This is a genomic window from Frankia tisae (assembly GCF_025403405.1).
GTDB lineage: Bacteria > Actinomycetota > Actinomycetes > Frankiales > Frankiaceae > Frankia > Frankia tisai.
This window is the reverse complement of record NZ_JANEZT010000120.1, coordinates 1-16,724: the sequence shown is the minus strand read 5'-3', so window position 1 is coordinate 16,724 and position 16,724 is coordinate 1. Positions and strand designations below refer to the sequence as shown.

At 71.2% G+C, this 16,724-nt stretch carries 17 protein-coding genes, 1 tRNA gene and 1 pseudogene; 12 read left to right on the top strand and 7 right to left on the bottom strand.

The features are described 5' to 3' along the window. On the top strand, window positions 1–813 hold an 813-nt coding region (locus tag NBZ85_RS13695; RefSeq protein ID WP_261562026.1), incomplete at its 5' end, for a PfkB family carbohydrate kinase. On the opposite strand, the gene NBZ85_RS13690 is transcribed toward NBZ85_RS13695, so the two are convergent. Then, window positions 744–2,108 carry a glycosyltransferase family 4 protein gene (locus NBZ85_RS13690; RefSeq protein ID WP_261557497.1) on the bottom strand — a complete coding sequence of 455 codons (1,365 nt, stop codon included), beginning with the start codon at window positions 2,106–2,108 and terminating at the stop codon, window positions 744–746. The genes NBZ85_RS13695 and NBZ85_RS13690 overlap by 70 nt on opposite strands. 741 nt (window positions 2,109–2,849) lie before the next feature. Here NBZ85_RS13690 and NBZ85_RS13685 point away from each other — a divergent pair. The 6 genes from NBZ85_RS13685 (at window position 2,850) to NBZ85_RS13660 (ending at window position 8,384) form a co-directional block, all read left to right on the top strand. Beyond that, a complete protein-coding gene (locus NBZ85_RS13685) occupies window positions 2,850–3,740 on the top strand; it encodes a class II glutamine amidotransferase (RefSeq protein ID WP_261562025.1) in 891 nt (296 codons plus the stop codon). Window positions 3,741–4,008: 268 nt separating this feature from the next. Then, a complete protein-coding gene (locus NBZ85_RS13680; RefSeq protein ID WP_261557493.1) occupies window positions 4,009–4,887 on the top strand; it encodes an LLM class F420-dependent oxidoreductase in 879 nt (292 codons plus the stop codon). Window positions 4,888–5,157: 270 nt separating this feature from the next. Continuing rightward, window positions 5,158–5,406 carry a hypothetical protein gene (locus tag NBZ85_RS13675; RefSeq protein ID WP_261562024.1) on the top strand — a complete coding sequence of 83 codons (249 nt, stop codon included), beginning with the start codon at window positions 5,158–5,160 and terminating at the stop codon, window positions 5,404–5,406. 223 nt (window positions 5,407–5,629) lie between these two features. Next, complete coding sequence (locus tag NBZ85_RS13670) at window positions 5,630–6,334, top strand: GAF and ANTAR domain-containing protein (protein WP_261557490.1); 705 nt, start codon at window positions 5,630–5,632, stop codon at window positions 6,332–6,334. A gap of 245 nt (window positions 6,335–6,579) precedes the next feature. After that, window positions 6,580–7,626 carry an ATP-binding cassette domain-containing protein gene (locus tag NBZ85_RS13665; protein ID WP_261557489.1) on the top strand — a complete coding sequence of 349 codons (1,047 nt, stop codon included), beginning with the start codon at window positions 6,580–6,582 and terminating at the stop codon, window positions 7,624–7,626. Beyond that, a complete protein-coding gene (locus tag NBZ85_RS13660; RefSeq protein ID WP_261562023.1) occupies window positions 7,623–8,384 on the top strand; it encodes a hypothetical protein in 762 nt (253 codons plus the stop codon). Before NBZ85_RS13665 ends, NBZ85_RS13660 begins: the two co-directional genes overlap by 4 nt. 55 nt (window positions 8,385–8,439) lie before the next feature. Here the strand turns inward: NBZ85_RS13660 and NBZ85_RS13655 are convergent, their stop codons facing one another. Beyond that, on the bottom strand, window positions 8,440–8,898 hold the full coding sequence (locus NBZ85_RS13655; protein WP_261562022.1) for a hypothetical protein: 459 nt from the start codon (window positions 8,896–8,898) through the stop codon (window positions 8,440–8,442). A gap of 159 nt (window positions 8,899–9,057) precedes the next feature. After that, window positions 9,058–10,551: an MFS transporter gene (locus NBZ85_RS13650; RefSeq protein WP_261557486.1), complete on the bottom strand. Its 1,494-nt coding sequence runs from the start codon at window positions 10,549–10,551 to the stop codon at window positions 9,058–9,060. A 280-nt stretch (window positions 10,552–10,831) separates the two neighbouring features. On the opposite strand from NBZ85_RS13650, the gene NBZ85_RS13645 reads away from it, so the two are divergent. From NBZ85_RS13645 to NBZ85_RS13635, 3 genes are all read left to right on the top strand, one after another. After that, entirely contained in the window at window positions 10,832–11,305 is a 474-nt protein-coding gene (locus NBZ85_RS13645; protein ID WP_261562021.1) for a MarR family winged helix-turn-helix transcriptional regulator, read from the top strand. A 93-nt stretch (window positions 11,306–11,398) separates the two neighbouring features. After that, window positions 11,399–11,487, top strand: a tRNA-Ser gene (locus NBZ85_RS13640). 300 nt (window positions 11,488–11,787) lie between these two features. After that, on the top strand, window positions 11,788–12,162 hold the full coding sequence (locus tag NBZ85_RS13635; protein ID WP_261562020.1) for a nuclear transport factor 2 family protein: 375 nt from the start codon (window positions 11,788–11,790) through the stop codon (window positions 12,160–12,162). Window positions 12,163–12,216: 54 nt separating this feature from the next. Here the strand turns inward: NBZ85_RS13635 and NBZ85_RS13630 are convergent, their stop codons facing one another. Beyond that, complete coding sequence (locus NBZ85_RS13630) at window positions 12,217–13,104, bottom strand: helix-turn-helix domain-containing protein (RefSeq protein WP_261557483.1); 888 nt, start codon at window positions 13,102–13,104, stop codon at window positions 12,217–12,219. A gap of 267 nt (window positions 13,105–13,371) precedes the next feature. Between NBZ85_RS13630 and NBZ85_RS33760 the strand changes: the two genes are divergently transcribed. Together NBZ85_RS33760 and NBZ85_RS13625 are read left to right on the top strand one after the other, a co-directional pair. Next, the gene (locus NBZ85_RS33760) at window positions 13,372–13,740 is read left to right on the top strand and encodes an FDXHR family putative zinc-binding protein (RefSeq protein WP_438803080.1); all 369 of its coding nucleotides are present in this window, start codon (window positions 13,372–13,374) and stop codon (window positions 13,738–13,740) included. Window positions 13,741–14,055: 315 nt separating this feature from the next. Continuing rightward, entirely contained in the window at window positions 14,056–14,667 is a 612-nt protein-coding gene (locus NBZ85_RS13625; RefSeq protein ID WP_261557482.1) for a hypothetical protein, read from the top strand. Window positions 14,668–14,788: 121 nt separating this feature from the next. Here NBZ85_RS13625 and NBZ85_RS13620 read toward each other — a convergent pair whose 3' ends face one another. The 3 genes and pseudogenes from NBZ85_RS13620 to NBZ85_RS13610 all read right to left on the bottom strand — a co-directional run. Further along, window positions 14,789–15,208, bottom strand: coding sequence for a DUF3817 domain-containing protein (locus NBZ85_RS13620; protein ID WP_261560668.1), 420 nt, complete (start codon window positions 15,206–15,208; stop codon window positions 14,789–14,791). Then, a complete protein-coding gene (locus NBZ85_RS13615; protein ID WP_261560667.1) occupies window positions 15,208–15,687 on the bottom strand; it encodes a hypothetical protein in 480 nt (159 codons plus the stop codon). The genes NBZ85_RS13620 and NBZ85_RS13615 overlap by 1 nt, the downstream gene beginning before the upstream one ends. 629 nt (window positions 15,688–16,316) lie before the next feature. Then, window positions 16,317–16,724 (bottom strand): annotated as a pseudogene (locus tag NBZ85_RS13610) (hypothetical protein); the annotation flags it as partial.

Sequence of the window (16,724 nt, the reverse complement as noted above, 5' to 3'; positions counted from 1 at the left end):
GGCTCCCACCGCCCCCACCGCGGCGCGCAGGTCGCCGCGGTGGGGGCGGTGGGAGCCGACGTGGTGGGCGCGGCCGTCCGGGCGGCTCTGGTCGGCGAGGGGGTCGACGTGTCGGCGATGGCGGTCATCCCGGATGCCCCGACGCCCGTCTGCGTCGTTCACGTTCGGGACGACGGCGAGAAGGCGGTCGTGTGGCGAGTTCCCGATGCGTTGGCCGTCACCCCCGACCAGGTCCAGGCCGCGGCGGCGACGTGCGGCCCGGCCGACGCGGCGCTGGTGACGTTCGAGTTCGCCGAACGGGCTCCGGATCTCATCGCCGCCGCCGCCAAGGCCGCCATGCGGGTTGTCGTCAACCCGGCGCCGGCGCCAGCCGACCCGGCAGCCATCGGGACCGTTCCGTGGGAGCAGGTCGACCTCCTCGTCCCCAACGAGGCCGAGGCTCGCGCGCTGCTTGCTGGGCGGGCCGCCGCCCGCGGGCCCGCCGGTCGCCTCGCCGAGGCGATCTGCGAGACGCTCGGCGTCCCGACCGTCTGCGTCACCCACGGCGAACGAGGATGTGTGGTGCGGACCGGCGGCGCGACGACTGTCCACCCCGCCGTCGCGGCGAGAGTGATCGACACAACCGGGGCCAGCGACGCCTTCACCGCGATGCTCGCCGCCCGCCTGGTGGCAGGCGCGGACCTGGCCACCGCCGTCCGCCACGCGCAGGCCGCCGCGGCGCTCACGGTCAGCCGGGTCGGTGCCTACGAGGCGCTGCCCACCGTCGGCGAGCTCCGTGAGCTGGTGTTCGGCCTACCGAACCCGTCGGGGTAGGACCGCCGGGCACGGGGGGTCGGAATGCGCCCGGCCGTGTCGCCGCGGGGTCCGGTGGATGCCGCGAACTGGGCGATGCCGCGGCGGTAGGCGTCCTCCTTGCGGCGGGCGATCGCCGCCGGGTCGATCTCCGCCACGCCGAGCCGGCCCCGGGCGCCGCAGGCGGCGGCGCGCGCGGGGTCGAGCAGGAACGGGGCGAGCGCGGCGGCCAGCGCCTCGGCGTCGTCGGGCGGGACCGCGATCCCGGACCCCCAGCGTTCGACGAACGGCGCCACGCCGGTCCGGGTCGTGGTGACCACCGGCCGCCCGGCGGCCATCGCCTCGACGGCGGCGATCGAGAAACTCTCGAAGCGGCTGGGCACGGCGACGGCGCGCGCCCGCCGGTAGAGGTCGCGGACCTCGGCGCCGGACAGATGGCCGGGGAACTCGATGTCCAGGCCGAGCTCGCGCGCCCGCCGGGCGAGCCAGGTGCCGGCGGGGGTGCCGCCGATCAGGCCGGCGGGGCGGCCGGCGAGTACCAGCCGGTGGGTGATGCCCGCGCGGTTGAGCCGCGCGGACGCGTCGAGCAGGACGTCCACTCCCTTGTACGCCTCCAGGCGGCCGACCGTCGCGATCATCGGTGCCGTGCCGGCGACGTCCGGAAAGTCGAGCCAGGGGCTGGCGTCGAACGGGTTCGGGATCACCTCCACGGCGCGTCGGCCCAACCAGCCGCGTTCGCGCAGGGTGTCGACGAGTAGCTGCGACGGGGAGGTCACCACAGCGGCGAGATCGACGGAAACCCTGTCGAGCCGGTCGGCGAGCCGGCCCTTGTACCCGATGGGCTGGCCGACGAGCTGGACGGCGAGCATGGTCGGGCAGTGCAGGTGGACGGCGAGCGGGCGGGTGCGGTACAGCGCCTGGACCAGGCCGCGGGTCTCACCGTCCTGCGTCTCGATCACGTCCGGGTGCAGGCCGAGGCGGCGCATCCAGAAGCTGTAGGACAGCGGCAGACTGACGCGCAGCGTGATCGAGTCCCGCGGGTAGAGGGGCCCGCGCAGCCGCGCCCCGACCGGGCCCAACCCGCGGCTGACCGGAACCCGCAGCAGCGGCCGCCGGTGCACGTGGACCCCGTCCTGCACGGAGTCGACGATCCGGTGACCCTGGGCGCAGAGCACGTGCACCTCGTGCCCGAGCTGGGCGAGCGCGACGGCCAGCGTCGCCGTGTAGCTGCCCGCGCCGTCCCAGACGACCGGCGGGTACTGCTCGCAGAAGAACAGGATGCACAGGGCGCGTAGCGATCGGACCGAATCCGCCATGCGTCTCCGTTTCCATCGGTCCGGTCACCGAAGCATGCGGGAATGATGGGAATACGTTACCGCGGACATGACCCGGACAGGTGATTGTCGTCGAACGTCCGGCGATTCTCCCTTGGTGGTCCGGTGAGTGCGGTGAAATTGCGTAACGCGAGCCCATGCCGATATTGTCCGGGCAGGTCCGATACCGTGTGGCGATCCGCCGGGAGTCGGCCTTCTGTCCGAACTTGCGGTTAAAGTTGGGGCGCCCACGGTGTTAAGCGCAACACGGAGACGGTTTCCGGCGGCGGCCCTGTTGATCAGGAAGGCCGGGTGGTTATGTTGCCCACGCCCCCGCTGTCATCGCCATGGGTGCCGCGGCAGGGCCGCAGCGCGCCAGCGCCATCCGGCTACCTCCGCCGTTGTGTTGGCAAAACGAAACGGAACGAAACAACAATACGGTCATCCCTACCGCTCTGCTACGCCACCGCGGCCGCCGGACTCCGGCGTGGAACGTGCCGCATGCACCGGGAGTGACGGGGCCGATGCTGGGCACAGGACATTCGCGGGAACTGCACCAAACGTGTCGTCAGTCGTCGATCCTGGGCGCCGAACCGATCGCCAGCGCTTCGGGCCGGAGGTAGCGTTGCCCTTTTCGCTCCACCGACGGCCATCGCTGCGCCCGGGCCGCTGGAGCCCGCGTGCCTCGGTGAGCCGGGCCCCGGCCGGTGACCGGGGCCGTCGAGAATGTGAGGGAGGGCGTCGATGTGCCACCTGTTCGCGATGAGTAGTGGTCCGAAGCGGATCAAGGCCACGTTCTGGCTGCTGGACGCGCCCGACAGCCCGCGCGCGGCCACGCTGCGGACGCCGGACGGCGCCGGGCTTGGTGCCTTTGACGCGGGCGGGGCCCCACAGGTGGTGAGGCAGGCGATCCGCAGTCGCACGGACACGGCGTTCGCTCGGGAGGCCCAGGACGTCATCTCGTCGACCTTCGTCGCGCATGTGCGGCACGCCTCCACCGGTCAGGCCAGCGACGCCAACACGCACCCGTTCGTCCGCGACGGGCGGATCTTCGCCCACAACGGGGTGATCGAGGGCCTGGACAAACTGGACGCGGAGCTCGGCACGGCCGGCCTGCCGGTGCTCGGCGACACCGACTCCGAGCGCTTCTTCGCGCTGGTCACCCGGGAGATCGACGCGCACGACGGGGACGTGGGGGAGGGCATCGCCGCGGCCGCGCGCTGGGTCGCGCAGAACCTCCCCCTTTACTCCATCAACATGATCCTCATCACCGACCGGGAGCTGTGGGCGCTGCGCTACCCGGACACCAACGGCCTGTATGTGCTCCAGCGCGGCGCCGGCGGACGCAACGACCGCCACCTCGACCATGCAAGCCCGTTCAGCGAGATCCGGGTCCGCTCCCTCGACCTGCGCGACGAGCCCGCGGTCGTGGTCGAAAGCGAGCGGATGGACGAGGATCCGCGCTGGCGCCTGATGGACAGCGGCGAACTGCTCCACGTCGCGGCCGATCTCACGGTGACCTCGCGGATCGTGCTCGAGGGCCCGCCCGCCCACCAGCTTTCCCTGGAGGATCTGCGGCCCGAGGCGGCCGTGTCGCAGACCACATCGGTGCCCGATCTGCCGATCTCCGGCTGACCCCGGGGCGGCGTCACCGGCAGACCAAGCCGCGGCGCCTCGGCCGCCGCGGTGTGGTCACGGTGTGGTCACGGTGTGGTCACGGTGTGGTCGCGGTGCGGTGTTTCGGCGGGCATGTCCGTCAGCTGCCGCCCACATGGGCCGTCCTCCCGGCGTTGCCGCGCAGTTCGGGGAAACCTGCCGACATAGCGGGTGCGGTCACGGGGTAGCAATGGTGTACGGGTAATGGTGCGGACAGCCGCAGTTCCCTGCGCGGAAGGGGCTCGTCGTGGTACTTGAAGTCGGCAGGATCGGGCTTTGGGCAGCCCAGCGGCAATGGCCGACGGACGTCCGGTCGCGGGCGGAGGTCGCCGCCGAAGTGGCGGCGATGGGTATCCCGACAGTGTGGATCGGCAGTGCCAGCGGGGATCTGGAGCTTCCCGCCGCGATCCTGGATGGCACCGAAGGGCTCGTGGTCGGCACGAGCATCCTGAACATCTGGACCGAGAAGGCCGACATCGTCGCCGACCACTACGCGATGCTCGCCAAGGCTCATCCCGACCGGCTGCTGCTCGGGTTCGGCGTCGGGCACCGGGACCCGGTGGAGAAGGTGACGGGTCGCCGCTGGGAGCGGCCGGTCGAGGTCCTTCTCGACTATCTGGACACACTCGACGAGCTCGGGGTGCCCCGGTCCGACCAGGCGCTGGCCGCACTCGGTCCCCGGATGCTGGAGATCGCGTCCCGGCGCACCCTTGGTGCCCTGCCCTACCTCGTCACGCCCGAACACACCCGGCGGGCGCGGGAGATCATGGGACCGGGTGCGCTGCTCGCACCCGAGCAGATGGTCGTGCTCGACACCGACCCCGGCAGCGCCCGCACGGTCGCTCGCCAGAGCCTCACCCCCTACCTCAGGCTGCCGAACTACGCCAACAACCTGCGCCGGCTCGGATTCACCGACGCCGACCTGGCCGGGAGCGGCTCCGACCGGCTCGTCGACGCCGTGGTCGCCTGGGGCGACCTGGACACCGTCCTCGGGCGGATCGCCGAGCACCAGCAGGCGGGGGCGGATCACGTCGCCGTGCAGGTTCTGACCTCGACGCCCACCCAGCTCCCGCTCGCGCAGTGGGGCCGTCTCGCGGGTGCGATCCACAGCCCTGCGTCACCCTGACCAGGGGAACCTCATGCGGTAGTCTTTTGGCAACCGATCAATTCGCCTGCCCTGTGTCTGCGGCCGAGTCACGGAGAGTGACGCATGCCCGCAGCCACTTCAGGCCCCCCGTCCCCGGACGCGGAAGGCGTTTCTGAACAGCGCGTTTCCGAGCATGGCGGCGGTACTGCCGAGATCCCCGCCGCCCGTAAGAGCGAGTCGGCTCCGCCGCCGCTGGCCGCGCCCGCGGACGCCACGTCGCTCGCGGTCGCGGTGGACGGCGAGTCGGAGTTGGTGGTCAGCCTGATGTCCGGGATGTCCGCCGATGAGCGGAGCCGTCTGCTCGGGATGATCAATTCGTCGATTGCGGCCGAACGGTCGGCCGCAATCGACGGGACCGTCCACCGCCAGGTCGACGTCGGGGTGCGTCGCCGTCGCTCGTCGCGCCGCCCGACGGATCTCGAGGCGCCGGACGCGGCCGACCTCCGCAGCGGCGAGCCGGGCGCGCGCGGGTCTCGCGACGAGGCGGGCGATGACTGAGCAGCGCGGAGCCCCGCGGGAGTCCGTGGTTCCGCGACGGTCCGCACGCCCCAGGGCGCACCTTGGTTTCGTACAGTAGGTGCGGCATGGCAAGCGGTAACTAGCTGCGAGTCGCCCGCTCCCCTTTCGCGGCAAGTGGGGGATAACCCCCAAGGCGATCCGGCAGGATGGGACAGCCGGGGTTGCGGCGGTCGGGTCACGCTGGAATTGCGGGGGAACCACGATGGAGATCGACAAGCTGCTGCTGGACGCCAGTCTGGCCCGGCTGCACCATCTGGTGCCAAGCCAGGTCGAACTCGCCAAGCTGGTCAGCGAGGTCGTGCGGGCCGTCACCGAGATCTTCGGCCTGGCCGGCGCGGGCGTCCTGCTGGCCGATGCGGACCGGGCGCTGCGCAGCATCGCCGCTGCCGACAGCAGCGGGGCCCTGCTTGAACGCGTCCAGGAGGAGTGCGGCGAGGGCCCCTGCGTCGAGTCGTTCATCACCGATGAGATCGTCGTGTCCGAGGATCTGGCCGCGGAGACCCGGTGGCCGCGGGTCGTCCCCGCTCTCCTCGACGGCGGGATACATGCCGTCCTCGGCATCCCGGTGCGCCTCGGTGGCGGCCCGATCGGCACCCTCAACGTCGCCGCGGACTCCCCGCGTGTCTGGACCGACAGCGAGCGTGACGCGATGGTCCACTTCGGCGCGGTTCTCGAGAACCTGCTGCTCGCCGGGCTCATCGCCGATCGCAATGACAAACTCGCCCGGCAGCTCCAGTATGCGTTGGAATACCGCGTTCCCATCGAGCGCGCAGTCGGATACCTCATGGCGACGAGGAGGACGGATTCGGTCTCGGCGTTCGAGACTCTGCGGCAGACCGCACGCAACGAGCGTCGGCGGGTCTCCGAGCTCGCCGAGGCGATCCTCGCCCGGCGACGGGTGCTCTGACCGCCCGGCCGGCTCGCCCCGGTCGGATGCGGGAGCTGGCCCGATAGCCGCCTCCGCAGTCCTGTTTCCCTGTCGGTAGGACGACATGGTTCCCCGGGTGCGATGACTAGCCTGACCGCGATGGCTGCACGACGATGATGCCCACCGGGGCGATTCCTCGGGTGGCCGGCGCGCCGGCGTGATCGGGGTCTCGTGGGGCCGGTCATCCCCGCACTACGGAAACGACCTCTGGCGAAAGGGGGCGAATGATCGAGGCACAAGGGCTCATCAAGCGGTATGGACGCACGGTCGCCGTCAACGACCTGTCCTTCACGGTGCAGCCCGGCAAGGTGACCGGATTCCTGGGGCCCAACGGCGCCGGGAAGTCCACCACGATGCGCATGATCCTGGGACTCGACAACCCGAGCGCGGGTGCGGTCCGCATCGACGGCAGGCGGTACGCCGAGCTGAAGCAGCCGCTGTGCGAGGTGGGCGCGCTGCTCGAGGCGAAGTGGGTGCATCCCAACCGTTCGGCGCGTTCTCACCTGCGCTGGATGGCCGCGTCCAACCGGATTCCGGCGAAGCGGGTCGACGAGGTGCTGGAGATCGTCGGGCTGACCGGCGTGGCCGGCAAGCGCGCCGGCGGCTTCTCGCTCGGCATGGCACAACGGCTCGGAATCGCGACGGCGCTGCTCGGCGATCCGGGCGTTCTGCTGTTCGACGAGCCCGTCAACGGCCTGGACCCGGAGGGGATCCTCTGGATCCGCCGCTTCATGCGCCGGCTCGCGGACGAGGGCCGGACGGTCTTCGTCTCCAGCCACCTGCTCTCCGAGATGGCCCTGACCGCCCAGGAGCTCATCGTCATCGGGCGCGGCCGGCTCATCGCGCAGACCAGCACCCGGGCCTTCATCGACATGGCATCCGAATCGGCGGTCCGGGTCCGCGGCCCCGAGATGGAGCGGCTGCACGGGGTGCTCACCGGTCAGGGGCTCGCCGTCCGCGACGTGCCCGCCGGTGACGACGGCCCGGCGGCGCTGCTGGTACCGAACAGCAGCACCGAACAGATCGGCGAGCTGGTCGGGCGGGTCGGCCTGGTGCTGCACGAGCTGGCCGCCCAGCGTGGCTCGCTGGAACAGGCGTTCATTCAGCTCACCGGGGGCGAGGTCGAGTACCACGCCGGCGCGCTCGCGGGCTCGGGGAACGGCCCGCCGCCCGCCGGTACGCCCACTGCCCCGGCCCAGCTCACCGGGCCGCCGGCGCGGAGGACCGAGGCCGCTGCGGCGGACGCGACGCGGGGAGGCGACGCGCGATGAGCCTGCTCACCGTCGAACGCATCAAGCTGTTCTCCACCCGCTCGCCGTGGTGGTGCATGATCATCGCAACTGCCCTGACCGTGGGCCTGGCGTCCATCTCCGCGGCGGCCACGAAGTCCTCCGACCTGTCCGAATTCACCCCGGTCGTCACCCAGGACGCCTCCGAACTCGGGCTCGTGGTGATGATGGTGATGGCCACGCTGGCGATCACCACCGAATACCGGTTCAGCACCATTCGGGCGACCTTCCTCGCCGTCCCCACCCGCACGTCGGCGCTGGTCGCGAAGGCCGTGGTCGTCGCGCTACTGGCCGGAATCGTCGGGGAGATCATCGCGGTCGGGTCCTGGGGCATCGCCAGGCTGATCCAGCCGGACGCGCCGCTGGGGATCAACACGGCGCAGGAGTACCGCAGCGTGTTCGGCGTCGGGCTGCTCTACCTGCTGTCCGCCGTGCTGGCCCTCGCCATCGGGCTGCTCGTCCGGCAGTCCGCCGGGGCGGTGGTGATTGAACTCATCTACCTGCTCCTGCTGGAGAGCCTGCTGCCGGCGATCCCGCGGATCGGCGATCACCTCCAGCACTGGCTGCCGTTCACCGTCGCTACCAACTTCATCGTCGCCGGAGAGCCCGCGACCTCCGACGGCTCCGAGGCGATCGAGGGGATGCCCTTGGGGCCCTGGGGCTCGCTGCTGTACTACGCCGCGGTGTGCGTGGGCCTGTTCGTGATCGGGCTGATCCTGGCCAAGCGTCGGGACGCCTGACGGCCCGGCTGGCCGGGACGGCCCGCACCCTGGTCGCCGGGGCGGGCACCGCCGCTCAGGCGCCGGGGCCCCACAGGTCCCGGCCGGCCCGGGCGCGTTCCCGTGCCTTCATCCGAGCCTCGTGGACGTGGCGCATCCCGTCGGTGAGCCGCCGCCGAACATCCTCGTCCACCTCGACGAACGGACGGTAGTACAGCTCGTCGTACTCCTCGACGATCTGGAAGGTCCAGCGTCCATCGAGCACGTTGCGGCCGTACAGCTCCTCGCGGATGTTGGCGGCGATCCTCGGATGCCCGGCGTCCTCCAGCCCGCTGATGGCCTCGATCAGGGTGAGATCCGCGCGCCCGGACAACTGGTGGAACTCGTAAAGGGCTCCGCGGGCTCGCTCCGCCCACTCCAGGGCCTCGCTGAGCCGGCCCACCGCGTCGGCGGTCGCGTCGTCGAGATCCGGCCGGGTGCGGTCCTGGCGGCGGCCCTGTCCGTGTTGCCCGTTCTGCTGGCCGTGTCTGCGCACCCTGACCAGATGCCCGGGTGAGCGAGGGCCCACACCGCGGCCCCGGCACGCGGTGTGGGCGTGACGGGGCCGGTGTTCGACGGGGCCGGTGTTCAGTGGGGCCGGTGTTCGACGGGCGCCGGCGGATGACGTGGATCGGCCGCCGACGCCCGCCTACGGTCAGGCCTGGACCGCGTCCACGGTCTTCGTGGCGGCGGCGGTCTCCCGCTGCGAGGGGACGGCGACCGCGGCGCTCGCCCGCCTGCCGGGGATGAAGGTGGCCAGCAGCAGCGCGAGCAGGGCCGACCCCGCGCCGAGGACGAACGCGAGCCGGAAGCCGCTCTCGGACGGCAGCGCGACGCCTGCGAAGGTCGTGGTCATGTGCGCGAGGACCACGCCGACCACCGCGGCGGAGGACGAGGTGCCGAGCGAGCGCATCAGGGTGTTCAGGCCGTTGGCGGCGGCGGTCTCGCTCGCCGGCACGGCGGCCATGATCAGGGCGGGCATCGACGCGTAGGCCAGGGCGACCCCGAGGCCGATGATGCAGGCGAGCAGGATGATCTCCCAGACCTCGCTCATGAGCACCAGACCCAGCCCGTAGCCGACCGAGATCGTCGCCGCACCCATCATCAGGGTGACCTTGGACCCGAAGGCCGCGGAGAGCCGGGCGGTGACCGGGGAGGCCAGCATCATCACGAGGCCGAACGGCGCGAAGCACAGGCCCGCGACGATCATCGACTGGCCGAACCCGTAGCCCGTGCCCTTGGGGGCCTGCAGGAGCTGCGGGATGATCAGTGACATGCCGTACATCGCGAATCCGACGATGACCGAGGTCAGGTTCGTCATCAGGACCTGACGGCGGGCGCTGATCCGCAGGTCGACCAGCGGGCTCGGGGTGCGCAGCTCCCAGAAGCCCCAGGCGAGCAGGATCACGACGGCGGCGACGCCGAGTCCCAGCGTGGTGCTCTTGGTCCAGCCCCAGTCGCTCCCCTTGGAGATGACCAACAGCAGGCACAGCACGCCGGCGGACATCCCGAGGGCGCCGACGAAGTCGAAGCGACCGTGGGTCTTGTCGCCCACCGGCGACTCGGGGATCACCTTCCAGATGACCAGCAGGGTCAGCACCGCGAGCCCGGCCGCCCCCCAGAACAGCACGTGCCAGTTCACCTGCTGGGCGATGATCGCCGACAGTGGGACGCCGAGGGCGCCGCCGATGCCCAGCGAGGAGCTCATCAGCCCGAGGGCCGAGCCGAGCTTCTCGGGCGGGAGCTCGTCACGCATCACGCTGATCCCCAGCGGGATCAGGCCCGTCGCCAGACCCTGCAGCGCACGCCCGACGACCACCGGCAGCAGCGCGCTGCTCAGCGCGCAGACGATCGAACCGATGATCAGCAGCACCAGGCTGACCATCATCATCCGCTTCTTGCCGTACATGTCGCCGAGACGGCCCACGATCGGCGTCGAGATCGCGGCGCCGAGCAGGGTCGCGGTCACCACCCAGGCCGTGTTCGAGGCGGATGAGTGCAGCAGCTCGGGAAGATCCGAGATCAGCGGCACCACGAGGGTGTGCATGACCGAGACCACGACCCCGGCCGCGGCCAGGGCCCCGATCATCAGCCCGGGCGCGGGCGCGCCTTCCTGTCGACTGGTCGGATCGGCGGACGCCTGTGCCATGGGAGCCTCCGGGTGGATGACGGCGAGGAGCACCGACGGAAGGTGACCGTCTGCGCGCGGACCGCGAGTGACTGCGGGTGCGGCACGACCATGTCGTTTGCGAGGGGGGATGTGCGAGATCGTTGCGAGAGTCAGATCGTTTCGCGAGCCACGGACGATCGCTGATGTGCACCATACATGCTATGTGTGCCGTGCACAGACGTCGGTGTTGCGCATAGCCTGGGATAAAGGTCACGGTCAGACGAGGGCATAGGTGCCCGGATGCGCGGCGGAGGCGAGCGTGCTCGAGGACCTGCAGGAGATCGAGCGGGAGCTGTTACTGCTCGCCCGCCATCACATCCTGCCCACGTCCACCCACAAGCAACACGGCCGTACCCTCGACCGTTCGGCGTACCTGCTGCTGAGCCGGATCGAGGCGGAGGGACCGATGACGATCGGGCAGCTCGCCGACGCCTTCGCCCTCGATGTCTCCACCGTCAACCGGCAGGCCGCGGCGATGCTCCATGCCGACCTGGTCGAGCGCATCCCCGATCCCGACGGTGGGATGGCCCGCAAGCTGGCGGTCACGCCGCAGGGGCTGCAGCGCCTGCATGCCGACCGCGACGTGGTCCTGCGCGGGCTGGGCCAGGTCCTCAGGAACTGGTCCGCCGAGGACCGGCAATGTTTCGCCGACCTGCTCGGCCGCTTCAACATCACCTGCGAGAGCGAGAACGGCTATCCCTGGCCCCGTCCCACCCGCGTCTCCGACCGGTAGCCGTCCCTGCGCCCCTGCGCCGCGTCGAGGCGGCGGCCGGACGATGATCGGATCTTGTAGGATGAGCTCGCTTGTCTGGCGTAGCGCCAGGTAGGAGGGCTCGCCTAGTGGCCGATGGCGGCGGTCTTGAAAACCGCTATGGGGAGTGATCCTCATCGTGGGTTCGAATCCCACGCCCTCCGCACTGCCAGGGGTTCCGCACTGCCAGGGGCCCTGCGCGATTCCCGAAGGCATCCGCGCGGCGGTCCTGATGCCGATCAGGCCTCGGCTCGACCACCGGCCATGGGCCGACGCCTTCCAGCGCCCAGCATCCGATGTTGCTCCCGTCGGGGCGGTACGCGATCCTCTCCCGGCGTCGCCGACCGCCTTACCCCGGGGGTAATCGACGGGTCCGCCGTCGGCGGCGACGCTGATCCGGTCGGAATGGCCGACCCCGGCGGCAGGTGGATCCGCCGGGATGAAACCGCAGGGAGATGAGTGCTGTGACTGTGCACACCGAGGCCGTCGAACGTTACTTCGCCGCCTGGAACGCGACCGAGTCGGACCGCATCGCGGCGGCGGTCAGCGCGGCGTGGACGCCGGACGGCCGCTACACCGACCCGATGGCCGAGGTCGTCGGCCGGGATGGAATCGCCGAGCTGATCGCCGGGGTGCACCGGCAGTTCCCGGGCTTCACGTTCCGTCCGGTCGGGACCGTCGACGGCCACCATGATGTCGTGCGGTTCGGCTGGGAGCTGGCGTCACCGGCCGACGGGTCGGCGCCCGTCGCCGGATTCGACGTGCTCACCCTCGCCGAGGACGGGCGGATCCGTGCCGTCAGCGGCTTTCTGGACCGGGTGCCCGCCGAGGCCGGGTAGCCGGGCGGGCGGCACCGCGGGGGCGGTGGTCCGGCGTGCGGGCGGGCCGCCGGTTCACCGCCTCTCGCAGAGGGATGCGAGGGCCTTGGCTGTCTCCGGGTCGGCGGGTAGGAACGTCTCGATCGCCAGCTCGGAGACGGTGACGTCCATCGGGGTGTTGAACGTCGTCAGTGTCGAGACGAGCGTGAGCAGGTGGCCCTCGACGACGATCCGCATCGGCAGCGCGAGCGCCGGCGGCGCCCCGTCGGGCGGGGGCGCCGCATTTACCGATCCCACGCCTGTGTCCGTACCCGGATCGTCACCGGCCGGCCGGTCGGGAACGGGATAGGCGGCCACCTCGTCGTAGAGCGCGCGCAGCGTCGGCGAGCCGCGCAGAATCATGGCCCGCTGCATTCTCTCCAGTAGGTGCGCCCGCCATTCCGCCAGATTCACGATCCGCGGCGCGAGCCCCCGTGGGTGCAGGGCGAGGCGCATCGCGTTCAGCGGTGGGCGTAGCAGATCCGCCGGCACGCCGGTGAGTAGAACCAGCACCGCGCGGTTGGTCAGTGCAACGTCATAGTGCCCGTCGAGCACCAGCGCGGGGTTCGGCTCATAGGCGGCGAGCAGCTGCTCCAACCCGGTGCGCACGGTGGCCATCGCCGGGTCGTGCAGCGGGGTCTCGGGATAGGCCGGGGCATAGCCGGCGGCGATCAGCAGCGCGTTGCGGTCCCGCACCGGGACGTCGAGATGTTCGGCGAGCCGCAGCACCATGGCTCGGCTCGGCGTGGCCCGGCCGGTCTCGACGAAACTGATGTGCCGGGCGGAGCTATCCGCCCGAAGTGCTAGCTCGAGTTGACTGACTCTGCGTCGTTCCCGCCACTGCCGCAACAGCGCGCCCACGCCCATCCGGGCACCCCCGGACGCCGGGTCCGCCGGGTCGGGTCCCACCGAGGGGGTCGTCATACGGGCAACCGTAGCCAGTCCGACCGGCGCCGATCGTGCCGTCGTTCGCCGTGACATGGCCAAGTGTTCGTGCATTGTGATATCTGTGCCTGATGATGTCCGCCGAGGCCGCCTGTCCTGAGTGGCCCGAAAGGTTGCGCGAGATGCCCGGAGTGGTCGGGATCGTCCCGACCTGGCCGTCTCCGGAGCGTTGGCACTGGACAAACACCCTGAAGACTCGACGGCCGGTTGCGTGACGCTTGTGCAGGTCTGCGACAGGATGGCCGGGTGCCTCCCCGTCGGTCGACATCCCCTCGCGCGATCCCGGCCGCCGTCTCCTCGTCTCGGCGTCCCCGCGCGATTTCCGTGACCCTGCACCCCGACCCGGATCAGTCCAGCCGGCAACCGACACTGCCGATCCAGGTGCCCCGCCGTCGGCAGCCAGAGGCCGGCACGCATAGTGCGGTTACGGCCAGTTGCGCCGGCTGCGATGCGCGGTGGACCGATCCGGCCACGACCCATTGCGGTTCATGCCATCAGTCCTGGCCGAGTGTGCAGGGCTTCGACGACCATCTGGTCGAATGTCCGGCCCATCCGGTCATCGCCGCCCGGCGGGTGAAGCGGGAACCCGAGCAGTCCGGCGTCGGCGCCCACTGACCGGTCCCGTTGCCGCCTGACCGGTCCCATTGGGGGCGGCGTCGGACCCGGCCGGTGTTTCCTGCCGGACGGCCGAAACTTTCTTCGACTGCCGGTTTTCTGACTGCGCCTGCGATTGCGGTCAACGGGCCGGCGACACGGTCGCGGAACTGCTACGTTCCGGCGCTGGAGCACCCATGGCCGCCCATCGCGGCGCGTGCGCCCGATCGTGGGGCGCGAGCCCACCACGGCGCCGGGCGTCGTGCTTCGCGCGCCGGCCTCGGGCCGTGTGTCGCGGGCCGCGTGTCCGGGCGGGGCGGGAGGACGGAGGAGCCGATGACGGTCTGCGGGCTGGTCCGGTTGGATGGGGTCGACGTGCGGCGGGCGGTGCTCACCACGATGCTGGCCTCCTCCGCGTCCGGGCTGCCCGCGGCGCGCGGGGTGCACACCGACGGGGTGTTCGGAGCGGTGAGTGCGGCGGATCCGGACGCGGACCCGACCTCGCCGATCGTCGTCGACGACGCCGGACTTGTGGTGATCGCCGACCCTGCGCCGTGGGCCGCCGGCGCCCGCCGGTCGGCGCAGGCATCCGCCGCCGTCTACCGCGCCGGTGGTCGGTGGGCCCTGCTGGGGCCCGCTGCCGGCACCGTCACCGTCGTCTGGGAACCGGCGCGGGCCCGGCTGGTCCTCGCCCGACCGCCGGGCGCCCGCAGCGAGCTGATCACCTGGTCGGACGGGCGGCTGCTCGCCTTCGGCACCGAGATCGACCAGGTGCTGTCCGCCGCCGGTGGCGGGCTGTTCCGCCCGACCCGGCTGCGGCGGCTCGGGCTCGGCGAGATCATCACGGTCGCTGTGCCTGCCGGACGGCGGCGCCCCGCGCTTGCGGCGGTCCGCCAGCGCACCGGTGCGGCGACGGCTCCGGGGCTGGCTCCGGCCGGCTGCGCGTGACGGCCACGCTGCCGGCTCGGCGGCACGCAGCCTTTCCGGCCTGGCACAGTGCACTGGTGGGGGCCAGCGCACTGGTCGGGGCAGCGCACTGGTCGGGGCAGCGCACTGGGGCCGTGAGCGGTCAGCGGGCGGAGGCCTCAGCCGCCTCGCCGGTGGTGGGGCGGGCGGGCTTGGCGCCTGCCGGTTCCGCGAGGTGCTCGCGGCGGACCAGGGCGCTGACCCAGCGCTCGGCGACGAACGACAGGAACGGGATCGTGCCCGCAAGCATGATCAGAATCGTTCGCGGCAGCGACAGCCGGCAGCGGCTTGCCAGGTCGAACGCGCAGGCGAGGTACACCACGTACAGCACGCCGTGGATCGGGCCGACCGTCGCGACGACGGCGTCGTTGTCGCCGGCGTACTTCAGTGGCATGCCGACGCAGACCAGCAGGATCAGGCCGACGCCGACGACGTAAGCGATTACGCGGTACCGCAGCAGGGCGGCTCGGACCGCCGGCGCGGCGGAACGTCCCCCGGCGGTGCGGGAGGGGGCGGGGGTCATCAGCGGGCTCCGTTGATCTGTTTCGCGTTGATCTGCTTCGAGTCGATCTGCTTGGGGCCGAGCTGTCCGGGTTCGAGCTGCTTCAGGGCCTCGACCAGCACGTCGCGCTCGTACAGCGAGGTGAGGTAGCGGTTGTAGGCGTCGAGCTCCTCGTCCTCCTCGGGCGAGGAGCTCGACCCGGGGGGCAACATCCGCGGGCCGTCCAGCTCCGGCCGCCAGGGCGCCTCGGGGGCGATCCGCCCGCCCGCGCCCCACTGGGGACCGCTGAGGTCCGTGGGGGCCAGCTCTTCCCTGATCATCTTGTACCACCAGTACACGACGAAGACGGCGAAGATCGGCCACTCGACCCCGTAGAAGAGGTTCTGCAACGAGCCCTGCGCCGACTCGCCCTTGGTCAGCTGCCACACCCCCATGCGGATGAACAGCGCGATCAGAGCGAGCGCGAGGAGATGACGCGCTATCCACGAGGGTGCAAACAACAGCCGGCGCACGCCGTCGACGCTACCCCTCCGGGTCCGGTTCGCGTAGGTCGCGACCAGGTGTCAGCAACCAGGTTCACACCATCGAGGACTCGGCCGGGCGAGGGGCGCCGACGGTGGTGGGATCGCCGGGCCGGGTGGCGGGTGCTTCGGCTGGCCCGAGGTCGCGGCGGCCGCAACGGCGGCTGGCCGACCATCATGGGCGGGTGCGAGGGGGCTGGCCGGCCTTGGCCTGACCGGCCAGCCCCGGTACCGCGTGGCGGCCCGTTCGCTCGGCTGGGGGGGGTTAGCCGGACGAACGGACCGAAACGCCGACCGGACCTCCTGGCGCGGGGGCCGGTGTGGCGTTCATATGGTCAGTCGTCTCGGAGGTGTCGTTTGGTTGCCGCCGGAGACAAGATTTTTAATATTGTTCGGGATCGGATGCGGATGACCCGAATGGGCTAGACATTTTGTTGTGATTACTCGGACTCGAAAGTCCGAAAGCCGGGCCTGGCTTGCCGGATTGCCGGCTGGCCGTAACGTCGGGTTACCAGGTAGCGGTGGTCGGACGGATCCGCCGGTGCGTCGGCCCGCCTGGTGACCTGTCATCAACTGCCCGTCAACAACCCTCCGGAATCAACAGACCGTCACCGCAGCACGGCGGCCGCGAGCGTCCACGCCGCGGAACTTCCGCTGGAGACCGACACAGTGGTGGCACCGATACCCGCCGGCAGCGACACGCTCACTCGGGCGTCCGCCGAACCATCGACCAGCGTCGACGGCAGCTGGACGGTGAAGGTCCGCCGGTCCCGCAGCGAGGACACGGTGATCTCGACCTGTCCCGACGACGACCCGAGGTAGACGTCCAGCGTGCGGGCCTGCATGACGAAGGTCGACAACGCGGCCGTGCCCTGCACCGCGAGCCGGTCGGTGTAGTCGGTGCCGCTCTGGGTCGGCATCCCGCCGCTCCAGTCGAAACCCGAAGTCGACGTCGTCGAGACGCCCACCGCGCTCGCGGTGAGCAGCGGGACCGGCAGCGCCGCCCGGTTCTGCAC

What these genes read in the sequence shown, in the direction of transcription:
- NBZ85_RS13685 (WP_261562025.1), top strand. Translation starts at nt 2,850, where the DNA reads ATGTGCCACCTGTTCGCGATGAGTAGTGGTCCGAAGCGGATCAAGGCC.
- NBZ85_RS13690 (WP_261557497.1), bottom strand. Translation starts at nt 2,108, where the DNA reads ATGGCGGATTCGGTCCGATCGCTACGCGCCCTGTGCATCCTGTTCTTC.
- NBZ85_RS13630 (WP_261557483.1), bottom strand. Translation starts at nt 13,104, where the DNA reads ATGACGACCCCCTCGGTGGGACCCGACCCGGCGGACCCGGCGTCCGGG.
- NBZ85_RS13620 (WP_261560668.1), bottom strand. Translation starts at nt 15,208, where the DNA reads ATGACCCCCGCCCCCTCCCGCACCGCCGGGGGACGTTCCGCCGCGCCG.
- NBZ85_RS13665 (WP_261557489.1), top strand. Translation starts at nt 6,580, where the DNA reads ATGATCGAGGCACAAGGGCTCATCAAGCGGTATGGACGCACGGTCGCC.
- NBZ85_RS13625 (WP_261557482.1), top strand. Translation starts at nt 14,056, where the DNA reads ATGACGGTCTGCGGGCTGGTCCGGTTGGATGGGGTCGACGTGCGGCGG.
- NBZ85_RS13660 (WP_261562023.1), top strand. Translation starts at nt 7,623, where the DNA reads ATGAGCCTGCTCACCGTCGAACGCATCAAGCTGTTCTCCACCCGCTCG.
- NBZ85_RS13650 (WP_261557486.1), bottom strand. Translation starts at nt 10,551, where the DNA reads ATGGCACAGGCGTCCGCCGATCCGACCAGTCGACAGGAAGGCGCGCCC.
- NBZ85_RS13670 (WP_261557490.1), top strand. Translation starts at nt 5,630, where the DNA reads ATGGAGATCGACAAGCTGCTGCTGGACGCCAGTCTGGCCCGGCTGCAC.